The sequence below is a fragment of the Rhodococcoides fascians A25f genome (genome assembly GCF_000760935.2).
Taxonomy (GTDB): Bacteria; Actinomycetota; Actinomycetes; order Mycobacteriales; family Mycobacteriaceae; genus Rhodococcoides.
Window position 1 is genome coordinate 5350312 of the sequence record NZ_CP049744.1, and the last position, 13207, is coordinate 5363518.

The following is a 13207-nucleotide window of genomic DNA, read 5'->3' on the forward strand; positions in this document are numbered from 1 at the left end:
ATCCGAGAACCCCTCGATTACCGGATCCACCGACCCTATGACCCCCGGTCGGAGAGCAGCCGAAGCTGCAGTGATCAGCGCTCGATGATGGCCGTGACGCCCTGGCCACCGGCCGCGCAGATCGAGATCAGGCCACGGCCCGAGCCCTTCTCGGCCAGCATCTTCGCCAACGACGCCACGATGCGTCCGCCGGTCGCGGCGAACGGGTGGCCCGCGGCGAGCGAGGATCCGTTGACGTTGAGCTTGCTGCGATCGATGGAACCGAGTGCGGAGTCGAGACCCAGACGCTCCTTGCAGTACTCGTCGCTCTCGAATGCCTGCAGAGTTGCGAGTACAACCGAAGCGAACGCCTCGTGGATCTCGTAGTAGTCGAAATCCTGCAACGTCAGGCCGTTGCGCGCGAGCAGACGCGGAATCGCGTAGGTCGGAGCCATCAGCAGACCGTCCTTGAACGAGCCGTTGCCGTGCACGTAATCGACCGCTGCGGTCTCGGAATCGACCAGGTGCGCGAGCACCGGAAGGTTGCGCTCGGCAGCCCACTCGTCGCTCGACAGCAGTGCAGCCGACGCACCGTCGGTGAGCGGCGTCGAGTTACCGGCCGTCATGGTGGCGTCGCCCAGCTTGGTGCCGAAGACCGGCTTGAGCGTGGCCAGCTTCTCGACGGTCGATCCCGGACGCAGGTTGTCGTCGCGCGTGAGACCGAGGAACGGCGTCACCAGATCGTCGAAGAATCCGCGATCGTAGGCGGCTGCCATGTTCTTGTGGCTCGCTGCGGCCAGTTCGTCCTGGTCCTCGCGGCGGACGCCGAATTCCTTGGCGGTGATGGCGGCGTGGTCACCCATGGACAAGCCGGTCCGCGGCTCGCCGTTGCGCGGGATCTCGATGCCGAGCATGCCGGGACGGACGTTGCCGAGAAGCTTGATGCGATCGCCGGTGCTCTTGGCCCGGTTCAGGGAGAGCAGGAACTCGCGCAGTTCGTCGTTGACGCCGATCGGGGCGTCGGACGTGGTGTCGACACCGCCGCCGATACCGGCATCGATCCGGCCCGACGCGATGGCGTCGCCGACCGCGATGATCGACTGCAGGCCGGTACCGCAGGCCTGCTGGATGTCGAAGGCCGGGGTGTACGGGCTCAGCGCGCTGCCGAGCACGACCTCTCGGGTGAGGTTGAAATCGCGCGAATGCTTGAGCACGGCACCGGCGGCCACGAGGCCGAGGCGCTCGCCCTGCAGACCGAATCGGGACACGAGACCGTCGATGGTGGCAGTGAGCATGTCCTGGTTGGACGCCAGCGCGTACTTCTTGTCCGAACGCGCGAACGGAATGCGGTTGCCACCGACGATTGCGACCGGTCGTAGCTGCTTGCTTGTCACTGACGTCTCCAAACATCGTGGAAAAAGGCCCTGGTGGAGTTTCATCTTACTGGCGAGTAAGTTGGTTGTCGACACCCGGTCGTGCGCCTCGCTCCTCGAGCGAGCAGCGCTGAATGAAAGGTACGACAGTGGCAGCCTCCAAGGGAGCCCCAGATCTCTACTCAACGTTCCTCGCGTCCGCGCCGGGAGCCTTCATCGCCAAGCAGGCAGGCCTGCCGCAGCCAGAGAAGCTGCGCCGCTACAAGGCAGGCGAGCCCGCACTGGCCGGCCCGGTCCTGATCGGTGGCAGCGGCCGCCTCGTCGAACCACTGCGTGAGCTGCTCTCGGACTACCCGCAGTCGCAGCCGCACGACGACAAGCACGGCGGTCTCGTCTTCGACGCCACCGGCATCAGCAACGTCGCCGAGCTCGAGCAGCTCTTCAAGTTCTTCCAGCCGGTCATCCGCAACCTGGCACCGTCGGCTCGCGTCGTCGTCATCGGCACCACCCCCGAAGAGACCTCCAGCGTCGACGAGCACATCGCTCAGCGCGCCCTCGAAGGCTTCACGCGCAGCGTCGGCAAAGAGGTCAAGCGCGGTGCCACGGCGCAACTCGTCTACATCTCCCCCAACGCCTCGACCGGCCTGTCCGGCCTCGAATCCACTCTCCGCTTCCTCCTGTCGGCCAAGTCCGCATTCGTCGACGGCCAGGTGATCGCCGTAGGTGACGCCGATTCACAGGCCCCTGCCTCGTGGGACAAGCCTCTGGCCGGCAAGGTAGCCGTCGTCACCGGAGCCGCCCGCGGCATCGGTGCCACCATTGCCGAGGTCCTCGCCCGCGACGGAGCCACCGTCATCGCAGCCGACATTCCTGCTGCCGGAGAAGCACTCTCGCAGACGGCCAACAAGGTCGGTGGCACCTCGCTCGCACTCGACGTCACCTCGCCCGACGCCGGAGAGGTCCTCTCGAAGCACCTCCTCGAGCGTCACGGCGGGGCCGACATCATCGTGCACAACGCAGGCATCACCCGCGACAAGACTCTCGCCAACATGGACGACGCCCGCTGGAACTCGGTCATCGGCGTCAACCTTGCTGCGCCGCAGCGCATCACCGACGAGCTCGTTGCCTCCGGCGCACTCAAGGACGGCGGCCGCGTCGTCGACGTCTCCTCGATCGCCGGCATCGCGGGCAACCGCGGCCAGACCAACTACGGCACCTCCAAGGCCGGTGTCATCGGCTTGGTGCACGCTTCCGCGCCGGTGCTGGCGAAGAAGAACATCACGATCAACGCCGTTGCTCCCGGCTTCATCGAAACCGCGATGACCGCAGCGATCCCGTTCGCCACCCGCGAGGCCGGACGACGCATGAGCTCGCTGCTGCAGGGCGGCGAGACCGTCGACGTCGCAGAGTTGGTCTCGTACTTCGCTTCTCCCGCATCCAATGCCGTCACCGGCCAGGTCGTGCGCGTGTGCGGCCAGAGCCTGCTCGGCGCATGAGCACCGTCACGCTCACCGCGCAGCCGAAGACATCCGACATCTACACCTCGGCTGCGCTCGGCGCGCTGCCGTTCTTCGGATCCAGGTCGTCTTCGGTACCCAGCACGGTGTACGAGCTCAAGGGTCTTCGAGTGGACCCCGACAACCTCGCCGGGTACTGCCGCGCAACGGGGCTGCGATTCGGCGATCAGCTGCCGGTGACCTACCCGTTCACGCTGGTGTTCCCGACGGTGATGAAACTGATGGTCTCCAAAGGCTTTCCGTTTGCCGCCATCGGTTCGGTCCACGCCGAGAACGTCATCGAGCAGTTCCGCGGCATCTCGGCATCGGAGCCGCTGGACATCCGAGTGCACGCGGAGAACCTGCGCGAGCACCGCAAGGGCTTGTTGGTGGACCTGATCAGTGAGGTCAAGGTAGGACGCGAGCTGGTCTGGAAGCAGACCTCCAGCTTCCTGAGCCTGCAGAAGACCTCACTGTCGGGTGGACCTCGTGAAACACCGCCTGCCGACGAGGTTCCGCCGCCCCCGACCCGCACCCTGCGCGTCGACCAGCGGATCATCAGCCGGTACGCGGCCATCTCCGGAGACCGCAATCCGATCCACGTATCCTCGCTCGGCGCAAAGGCATTCGGATTCCCGAAGACCATCGCGCACGGAATGTGGAGCGCGGCAGCCGTACTGCAGACCGTCGAGGGCCGAATCCCGGAGGCGGTGAACTACAGCATCCGCTTCGGCAAGCCGATCATCCTGCCCGCGACGATCAACGCCTACGCCGACGCCGTCGGTACCGGCTGGGACCTGTCGCTGAAGAACCCGAAGAAGGGCTACCCGCATCTGACGGGAACTCTGCGCTGACTGCTCGAACTCGAAGTTGTGGACGGATTTCCCCGGACTTCCGTCCATAACTTCGAGTTCGGCAGCAGGAGTGGAGCCTAGGTTGCGGCGGTCTTCTTGCCGGCCAGGCCACGCCACGCCAGATTTTCCAGGAGGTCGGCTGCAGCGTCGACCTCGATTTCGCCGCCCGCCACCCTGTCGGCCACGGCCTCGCCTGCACCGACCAACGCGACGGCCATCAGCCCGAAATTCTGTGACTGCTCCGGGTCCCTGGTGCTCATCGCCAGCAAACCTGCCGTCAATTCGATCAACCGATCGCGGCTGCTCTGCACCTGTGAGGCGAATGCCTGCTGCCCGATGGCCTGACGGTAGAGCACCATCCACGACTTCCGGTTCTCACCGACGAATCCGAGGAAGCCGATCAGCGCTTTGCGCAACTGCTCGCGCGGCGTCAGAGTCGGGTCTGCGGCCGGCGTCAGCGCTTCGACGAACTTGACGCCCTCGCGATGGATGCATGCGGCGAACAGCTCGTCCTTCGACCCGTAGTACAGGTACAGCATCGGTTTGGAGATGGCCGCCTTCTTGGCGATCGAATCCATCGATGTCTCGTGAAAACCGTTGTCGGAGAACACATCCACCGCCGCGTCGAGCATCTGCTGCTCGCGGACGGCGCGGGGCAATCTCTTGGTGCCGCCAGCCATGGACCCTCCAATACGTACGAAGTACTAGACGTTACTCCACAGTAAGGTCGAGTACCGCGCAATCAGGCCCCGCACGCCCCCTTGAACCGAGCAACCGTCGCCGCGGCCTCGTCCACCTGCGCCGCGGCGAGGCGTCCCGTGGCCACTGCATCTTCGAGATTGTCCAACACTGCGGGCACCTGATCGGTGGTGAGCCACAACGCCACATCGGCACCCGCAACCAGTGCCGCCTCCACCGCGTCGACGATTCCGAGTCGCGCAGTGATCGCCGCCATGCCGCTCAGATCGTCGGTGAAGATCGGACCGTCGAACGGCGCCGCCCCGTATCCGACGCCATCGCGCAGCAACGCCATCGCCGCCGGACTGATGCTCGCCGGCACCCCGGGCTCGGTGAGTCCGGGCACGTCGAGGTGCCCCACCATGACGCCGACGCCGCTGTTGTTCAATGCCGCGAACGGCAGCAGATCCTTGGTCTTCAGCTCGTCGAGCGACGGAGTGGTGACGGCACCGGTGTGCGAATCGCCCGAACCCGAGCCGTGCCCGGGAAAGTGCTTGATGACGGGCTTGATTCCCGCGTCTTCCAGACCTCGCGCGTAGGCCCCCGCGTACTCGATGACGACCTGCGGATCATCGGAGAACGACCGATCGCCGATGACGGAATCATCGGGTTGCGCACTCACATCGACCACCGGAGCGAAGTCGACGGTGACCCCGAGATCCTTCAGACCCCGGCCCCGCGTCAACGCCTCCTGATACGCATCGTCCACTGTCATCGTCTGCGCCAACACCCGCGCCGACGGTGCCTCCCCCAGCAGATCCGCGACCCGCGAAACCCGTCCACCCTCCTCGTCGATCGTGATCATCGGGGCCACCGCGGACGCGTCGAGCACCTGCGGTACCTCCCGATTGCCGAGCATCGACTCGTCGGTCCAACTGCCGACGAAGAGGCCACCGACCTGCTCGGTGGACATGATCTGCACCGCGTCCGCAGTGCCGGTGACTCCGACGGTGAGCAACTGAGCCAGTCGCTGCCGCTCCGACAATCCGCCGACGAACGCCGCGCAATCGTCGACCGGCGGCACAGGTAGCGGGACGGTCGTGTCGGCTGCTGTCGTCGTAGAAGCAGGGGGCGCTGCCTGCGTCGACGCGACCTGGGTGGACTCACTCGAGCACGAGACCAACAACCCCACACCGACCGTCATCACCGCAGCGGACCGAACCGAGTACCGAAATCGCATGACCACGACGGTAGTCGAGATCGTGGGTGTCGCTGCCGCCCCTCCGGTTGGGGATCAATGCGCCTTTGTTGCATTCTGAGCGACTGAAACCCACATTGATCCCGAAGGGGGTGGGGGTAATCTGGACGAACGCGACATGAGGAGGAGCTCGACCATGACCGCAGACCTCATCCTGATTGCCTACGACGGCTCCGACAACGCCAAGCGAGCCATCGACTACGCCGGCCGGTTTCTCACCACCTCCCGCGCGATCGTTGTCACGGCATGGGAGCCGATGGTGCGTCAGGCAGCTCGAATGTCCGGCCTGTCCGGCGTCATGCAGCCCGAATGGGTGCCCGACGACGAGGCCGAGGACGTTGCGCTCACCGACGCGAAAGTGACCAACAGCGAAGGCGTCGCGCTGGCCGAGGCCGCAGGCCTGAAGGTGGAAGGTCAGTGCACCGAATGCACCACCGCCATCTGGAGCGCGATCGTGGAGAAAGCCGACGAGATGGACGTCGACATCATCGTGACCGGCACCCGAGGCACCACCGGTCTGCGTGCACTACTGCAGAGTTCGGTGGCCGAGCACGTGCTGCGACACAGTCACCGCCCTGTCCTGATCGTTCCCCCCGGCAAGTAAAGCGTCCGACGACTGTTTTCAGAGGCGCAGGTGATACCGTGATGCCCGCGTGGGGGTCCACCTCACCCTTTTTATCTGTGAGCCGACTGACTGGAGAACCGAGATGAAGTTCGCTGTCCCGGGTGTCATTGCCGCCGTCGTCGGAGCCGTACTGGGTGCAGGCGTCGTGTTCGGAGTCACCGCCGCTGCAGCCGACAACTCTCGTCCGGATATCGATCGCACGGGAAACGCCGACTCGTCCTTGCTGAACCAGGTTGAGTACGGCAGCCGCTGACGCTGGTCGCATTCGTGGATCGATGATCTCGGCCGAGCCGCTCGGCCGTAAATGGCTTCTCGGCGTCTCGGCTCTGGCATTTCTTCTCACTTTTCTGCAGGTCCCCGGCTTCACCGTCGCCGACACCAAATACGACCTGGCGCAGAACCCCCTCGGATTTCTCGAACGTGCCTCGCATCAGTGGAACAGCGCGGCACCGTTGGGCCAGGTGCAGAACCAGGCCTACGGCTACTTCTTCCCGCACGGAGCGTTCTTCGCCGGCGGTGACCTCCTCTCCATCCCACCCTGGATCACGCAGCGCATCTGGTGGGCGCTGCTACTCATCGCCGGGTTCTGGGGAATCATCCGACTCGCCGAGGCCCTCGGAATCGGCAGCCGCAGTTCTCGCCTGATAGCGGCAACGGCCTTCGTCCTGTCTCCTCGAGTTATCACCACCCTCGCGTCGATTTCCTCGGAGACGATGCCGATGATGCTCGCGCCGTGGGTGCTGATCCCCATCGTGCGATGTCTCACCGGCGACAACGCGAAGCAGACGGCTCGCCGGGCCGCGGCGCAGTCTGCGCTCGCAGTGGCGTTGATGGGTGCGGTCAATGCCGTCGCCACTGCCGCCGCCGTTCTGGTGGCAGTGATCTGGATGCTGTCGCATCGGCCGAACAGGCGCTGGCTTGTGTTCAGCGCCTGGTGGGCCGGCTTCCTCGTGCTCGCAACACTGTGGTGGATTGTGCCATTGCTGTTGTTGGGCAAAGTCTCTCCGCCGTTTCTCGATTACATCGAATCGTCCGGCACCACCACCCAGTGGACGTCGTTGACGGAAGTGTTGCGCGGCACCGGCAGCTGGACGCCGTTCGTGTCACCCGAGCGGGTGGCCGGTGCGGTTCTGGTGACCCAGCCTGCCGCGGTCATCGCAACGGGCTTGATCGCGGCTGCCGGAATCGCAGGCTTGGCGATGCGATCGATGCCGGCCCGAGGCCGGCTGACGATCATGTTGTTCGTCGGTCTCGTCGGGCTCGGTGCCGGGTTCGTCGGCGATCTGGACGGTCCGTTCGCAGCAACGGTGCGAGTGTTCCTCGATTCTGCGGGCGCGCCGCTGCGCAACATTCACAAACTCGAGCCGGTCATTCGAATCCCGTTGGTACTGGGCCTGGCTCACCTGTTGGGCCGTGTTCCGCTGCCCGGGTCGGTCCCGCGGCCGCAGTGGCGATCGGCCGTCGCGCATCCGGAAAAGAATCCGATGATGGCGGTGACCGCACTGGTGTTGGTGGCATTGGCGCTGTCCACCTCGCTGGCGTGGACGGGCAAGCTTGCGCCACGAGGTGCGTACGAAGCCGTTCCGCAGTACTGGCACGACGCCGCGGACTGGCTCACCGCCCACGCATCCGGGTCGAGTCCCGACGGTTCCGACGCGCAGCGCGCACTGATCGTGCCCGGTGCCCCGTTCGCATTGCAGACCTGGGGACTGACCCGCGACGAGCCGTTGCAGGCTCTCGCCACGACGCCCTGGGCCGTTCGCGACGCCGTGCCGCTCACCCCACCCGGGGCCATTCGCGCACTGGATTCCGTGCAGCGACTCTTCGCCGACGGCCGTCCGTCCAGCGGACTGGCCGACACCCTCGAAGGACAGGGCATCAGCTACGTCGTAGTGCGCAACGACCTCGATCCCGAGAATTCTCGGTCCACCCGTCCGGCATCGGTGCACCAGGTGCTCGACGGTTCGCCGGGGTTGGCCCGGGTGGCCGAATTCGGTGAGGACGTTGCTCCCGGTCAGGTCGACGGCGTTGTGCTCGACGGTGATCTGCGGCCGCCGTATCCCGCTGTCGAGATCTATTCGGTGAACGGCTCAGCCGATACTCCTGCGTCCGGCCCCTACACGGTCGATCTCGATCGGGTCCCGGTGGTACAGGGCGGACCGGAGTCGATCCTACGCTCGAACGAATTGCGCAACAACGGGATTCGTACTCCCGTGCCGGCCGGACCGACACTGCTGGCGTCGGATGCAGCTGCCGCAGGCATCCCCGTCGACTCGGTGACGGTGACGGACACCCCGATGAACCGGGAGACCGACTTCGGCCAGGTCGACAATCACAACTCTGCACTGCGGGCCGCGGACGAGCCCCGGCGATCGCTGAACGAGGTTCCCGACTACCCGGTGTACGGGGCGGAGACCGTGGACGCCGAATGGGAGGGTGCAACGCTGACGGCGTCGAGTTCGGCATCGGACGCAACGCAGATCGGTGGCAGCGCACCCGGCAGCGGTGTCGCGGCCGCAGTGGACGGCGATCTGGCCACCAGTTGGATCAGCAACGGTATCGAACGTGCTGTGGGGCAATGGCTTCAACTCGACTTCGATACTCCGGTGCGCGGCGGACTGCTGCATCTGCGCACCAGTCCTGGAACGATCGGTGACCCGGTGAAATGGGTCGAGGTCACCACCCCGAACGGTTCGACCGCGGCGCGGGTGGACAAGCCAGGGGACCCGATGACGGTGTCCCTGCCGGGTGGCGAAACGCCGTGGCTGCGGATCACCGCGAAGTCGACGGTCGATGGAACCCGAGGAAGCCAATTCGGCATCAGCGAGGTCTCGGTGGACGACTACTCCGATCGAGACGACCCGAAGCCGGTGCCGATCGTGCACCGTGCCGTGTTGCCGGACACTCCGGCCGGGGCGAGCGTGGACGCGTGGGAACTCGGCCAGGAATTTCCTGGGCGGTCCGGATGCCTCGATACCGAGGATCGAATCCGTTGCAGCAGTGGATTGTCCAAATCCCCCGAGGAACTGGGGCGTTTCTCGCGCACGATCGAGGTGCCGATGGGTACCGCGGTCATCCCCGATCTGACGGTGCGCACACGGCAGTCGCCCGAACTCGAGGCACTGTTGGCGCAGACGGGTCGACCGCTGGCGAGCGGGGCGTCGGACGTCGCAGATCTCGAGGGTTCCGCCTTCGCCGCCACCGACGGTGACCCGCGCACATCCTGGACCGCACCGGAGAAGTCGATCACCGACCGGGCCGGCACCAACCCCACTCTGACCATCCAATTGCCCGCTCCCACACTGGTGGACGGGCTGAAGCTCAGCCCGAGCCTCGGCGCACTTCCGGCCCATCCGACCCGGGTCGCGGTCAATCTCGGCAACGGCCCGATGGTCCGCGACGTCGACACCGACGGTTCGACGACAGTCCAGCTGGCACCGTATGTGACCGACAAGATCGTGCTGTCCATCGTGGACTGGGACGGCGTCTTGGATCGAAACTCGTTGGGCTTCATCCAATCTCAACCACCGGGTTTCGCCGAAGTGACGCCGCTGTCCGCGGGCGAGCCGATCGGTGCCCTGTACGACGGTGATCGTGAGATCACGGTGGACTGCTTCAACGGTCCCATCGTCTCCATTGCCGGGCAGACGGTGCGTACGTCGGTGACCGCTACCGCCGACCAATTCCGTTCCGGCGAACCGCTGAAGGCGTCGGTGTGCGACGCCGACACTCCGGTGAACGAGAACTTCGTCAACCCGGTGTCGTTGCCCGAGGGCCGTCAGGACGTGGTGGTGGAGCCCGGAGCGTCGTTCTTCGTCGACGGTATTCGACTGCGCACCATGCCTATTCCAGCCGACTGGCCGACGAGCTCGGCACCGCAGGCGGCAAGAACCACGGCCTGGAGCCCCGATCACCGCGAGGTGACGCTCACCTCCGCAACGGAGGATCGACTACTGGTGATCCCGGAGAGCAACAACATCGGTTGGCACGCAACGATGCCCGGAGGTGTGGAGCTGTCCCCTGTGGTCGTCGACGGGTGGCAGCAGGCCTGGATGGTTCCGGCGGGGGCGTCGGGCACGATCTCGTTGGATTTCACCACCGATCGCTGGTACCGACTGGGCATCTTCGGTGGGCTACTGCTGTTGATCCCGTTGCTGTTCGCGGCGATCCGCGCGCCCCGCACGGTACCGAATCCGGGCCCGCCGCCGCGCCCGTGGCGCAGCAGCACGGCCGCATTCGTGGCACTGCTCGCAGCGACCGTCGTCCTGGCCGGGATTGCCGGCGCGGTCACTGTTGCCGTGATCGGAGTCGGTGCGGTGTATCTGGATCGCCGTTTCGATCGCGTGTTGTCCTCGCGTGTATTGGTCTGCATCGCAGGCGGATTCGCCATGCTCGGCCCAGCGCTGCTGTCGCTCGGTCCGTGGCGATCGTCCGACGGGTACGTGGGCGGATCCTACGTAGTTCAGCTGGCAGCGTTGATCGGGATCGTCGCGCTGGCGATCAGTGCGATACGGCGTCCGTGAGAGGTGTCTTCTTCGGCGCGAATCGCCGTCGAGCAGGTTCCTCCACCAGCGCGTAACTGGCCGCGGCCACCGGGATCGACAGCGCAAGAGTCACCGTCAACACGAACCACATTCCGCCCGAGAACGGGATGATGCCGAACACCGGGAACACCACGGCCAGAACGGCCAAGTGCCAGATGAAGATTCCGTACGACCACCGACCCAGCGTGAGCATCACCGGATGCTCGAACACTCGGTGTCTGCGGCCGGTGTCGGCGAGTACCAGGGGCGAGAGCATCGCGAATGCGAGAACCGCACCGAAAACGATCTTGAGCTCGAACTGCCACGGCTCGGGCCGAACCAATCCCTGTGGGCCCGCCAGTGGAGTCGCCGACAGCACGAAAGCAGTCACGGCGATCGACGGCATCACCCAACTGCGCCGAGCCCACCGATGGACCCAGGTCTGCGGTCCGACGGACACCTCGGCCAACACCATCCCGGCCGCGAACCAGGGGAGGTAGCCGGGTAGCCAGTTGTCGTGGTGAATGGCGTCGGCAGTCTTGATCGGTAGAAACCCCCAGGACAGCGTCACCGCGGATGCACCGAGCAGCACCGAGATTCGGTATCGGGCCGAGGCTCCGCGCAATCGGACCATCAGCCACGCGAGGACAGGCAGCAGTAGATAGAAGGCCACCTCCACCGACAGCGACCACATCTGCGTCATGCCCTCGGTCAGCGTCAACGGCACGAACACCTGCGTCAGCGAGAGATTGGCCAACCACACCCGGTAGTCGCCGCCCGCATGCGGCAGAAACAGCAGCACCAGCACGACGACGACCCAATACGCGGGCAGGATGCGCACCGCGCGCGACCAGAAGTAGCGGCGAGCGGACTGCGCCTGCGTGAGCCCCCTGGCCTGCGCGGCATGGGGACGCCACAGCAGAAACCCCGAGAGCGCGAAGAAGATCGCCACGGTGAGATCGAACCTGCCCCAGATCCGACCCATGAGCGGGGATTCGGCGGCACCGGTCTGGAAGGCCACGTGGGTGACCACGATGCCGATCGCGGCCAGCGCGCGCATTCCCTCGAGTGCCGGGACGAACGCACGCAGCGGTACGACGGATGCCGAATCGACTCGAGTACTCATGGTGGCTCAAGTGTGCCGTGTCGAACCGGCTCGGACGAGACCGGCACCACTGTCGACTGTTACTGTCACCTGCGACGTGTCGTAAGAAATCGGGCATCTGGTCGGGGGCGAACGTTGGTCCCGCCTGCGGTGTCTTCCAGTGAAGCGGTCGAACAAGGAGAATCAGCATGGCGGAGCGCTCAGGGCCGAGCCGGATCTTGGCTCTTGTACTCATCGGCTTGGGTGCATTTCTGGTGGTCGCCGCCATCCTCATTCCCACCTATACGGTCTCGGCGCTCGAGAAGACGCCGCTGGACCTCGAGGTCACCACCGTCTCGACCGGCGAAGGCAGTGTGCTGAACGCGAGCTCCCTCGCCGCCGGTCGCGCGGTCGTCGACCAGAACGTTCCGCTCGTCTCACAGCGATTCGTCACCGTCGAGGATCCCTCCGACGCCGACATCATGACGCTGCAGGCCGGTCAGACCCTGCGACGTAGCGACAAGCAGGCCGACACCGGACTGCTGACCGCCAGCGTCGACCGCGTCACCATCGACCGCAAGACCTCGATGCCCGTCGAGAGCCCGATCGGCACCATCCAGGTGGCCGGCGACAAGCCCGCCGAGGAAGTTGCCCACACCGGTCTGCAGTACAAGTTCCCGTTCAACTCCGAGCAGAAGAGCTACCCGTACTTCGACGTCAACGCTCGCGCGTCCAAGGACATCGACTTCGTCGAGGCCACCGAGATCAACGGCACGCCGGTGTACCAGTACCAGCAGACGGTCGGCCCGGTAGACCTGTCGACGGTGGTCAACCTGCCGACCAACAAGGTGACCCTGCCCGCCGACACATGGGGTGTCGAAGGCGGAACCGCACCGGTGACGATGACCCGCTGGTACGAGAACACCCGCACCCTGTGGGTCGAGCCCGAGACCGGTGTCGTCGTCAAGGGTGAAGAGCAGATTCACCAGTACTACGGACGTGAGGCAGGCAAGCCCGAGGTCGACGTGCTCAACGCACCGATCACGTTCGACGAGAACACCGTCGAATACCAGATCCAGCAGGCCAAGGACGGCCAGGACAAGCTCTCGCTCTTCGGCCGCACGGTTCCGATCGTCGCCGGCATCCTGGGCGTCATCTCGCTGATCGCCGGAGCGTTCCTGCTCCTGCGCGGCGGAAACGGTGGACACAGTCAGCCTGCCCGTACCGACGCTGCTCCGCGCCCGACCCCGAGTGGCGGAACCGCACCGAACCGCGACTGGACGACGGATCGCACGGAAGAAATTCCGAGGACGAACCTCAGCAAGGAGTAGGTGCGC

General features: G+C 65.5%; 10 protein-coding genes. 6 read left to right on the forward strand and 4 right to left on the reverse strand.

The window, feature by feature from the left end:
* Positions 1–74: 74 nt before the first annotated feature.
* Complete coding sequence (locus tag BH93_RS25125; RefSeq protein ID WP_052065035.1) at positions 75–1418, reverse strand: acetyl-CoA C-acetyltransferase; 1344 nt, start codon at positions 1416–1418, stop codon at positions 75–77.
* A gap of 83 nt (positions 1419–1501) precedes the next feature.
* Here BH93_RS25125 and BH93_RS25130 point away from each other — a divergent pair, with 83 nt between their 5' ends.
* Together BH93_RS25130 and BH93_RS25135 are read left to right on the forward strand one after the other, a co-directional pair.
* Complete coding sequence (locus tag BH93_RS25130) at positions 1502–2848, forward strand: 3-oxoacyl-ACP reductase (RefSeq protein ID WP_032378373.1); 1347 nt, start codon at positions 1502–1504, stop codon at positions 2846–2848.
* On the forward strand, positions 2845–3702 hold the full coding sequence (locus BH93_RS25135) for a MaoC/PaaZ C-terminal domain-containing protein (protein WP_032405280.1): 858 nt from the start codon (positions 2845–2847) through the stop codon (positions 3700–3702). The genes BH93_RS25130 and BH93_RS25135 overlap by 4 nt, the downstream gene beginning before the upstream one ends.
* A 77-nt stretch (positions 3703–3779) precedes the next feature.
* Here the strand turns inward: BH93_RS25135 and BH93_RS25140 are convergent, their stop codons facing one another.
* Together BH93_RS25140 and BH93_RS25145 are read right to left on the reverse strand one after the other, a co-directional pair.
* A complete protein-coding gene (locus tag BH93_RS25140; RefSeq protein ID WP_032377568.1) occupies positions 3780–4382 on the reverse strand; it encodes a TetR/AcrR family transcriptional regulator in 603 nt (200 codons plus the stop codon).
* Positions 4383–4444: 62 nt separating this feature from the next.
* Complete coding sequence (locus BH93_RS25145; RefSeq protein ID WP_037173232.1) at positions 4445–5620, reverse strand: glycoside hydrolase family 3 N-terminal domain-containing protein; 1176 nt, start codon at positions 5618–5620, stop codon at positions 4445–4447.
* Positions 5621–5774: 154 nt separating this feature from the next.
* Between BH93_RS25145 and BH93_RS25150 the strand changes: the two genes are divergently transcribed.
* The 3 genes from BH93_RS25150 (at position 5775) to BH93_RS25160 (ending at position 10786) form a co-directional block, all read left to right on the forward strand.
* Positions 5775–6242, forward strand: coding sequence for a universal stress protein (locus BH93_RS25150; protein WP_032377566.1), 468 nt, complete (start codon positions 5775–5777; stop codon positions 6240–6242).
* 103 nt (positions 6243–6345) lie between these two features.
* The gene (locus BH93_RS25155; protein WP_080730504.1) at positions 6346–6516 is read left to right on the forward strand and encodes a DUF2613 domain-containing protein; all 171 of its coding nucleotides are present in this window, start codon (positions 6346–6348) and stop codon (positions 6514–6516) included.
* Positions 6517–6538: 22 nt separating this feature from the next.
* A complete protein-coding gene (locus tag BH93_RS25160; protein ID WP_037173233.1) occupies positions 6539–10786 on the forward strand; it encodes an alpha-(1->3)-arabinofuranosyltransferase domain-containing protein in 4248 nt (1415 codons plus the stop codon).
* On the opposite strand, the gene BH93_RS25165 is transcribed toward BH93_RS25160, so the two are convergent.
* Positions 10764–11912: an acyltransferase family protein gene (locus tag BH93_RS25165; protein ID WP_037173234.1), complete on the reverse strand. Its 1149-nt coding sequence runs from the start codon at positions 11910–11912 to the stop codon at positions 10764–10766. The two genes, BH93_RS25160 and BH93_RS25165, sit on opposite strands and share 23 nt — an antisense overlap.
* A gap of 167 nt (positions 11913–12079) precedes the next feature.
* On the opposite strand from BH93_RS25165, the gene BH93_RS25170 reads away from it, so the two are divergent.
* Positions 12080–13201, forward strand: a complete 1122-nt coding sequence (locus BH93_RS25170; RefSeq protein ID WP_037173235.1) for a DUF3068 domain-containing protein — start codon at positions 12080–12082, stop codon at positions 13199–13201.
* Positions 13202–13207: the final 6 nt, after the last annotated feature.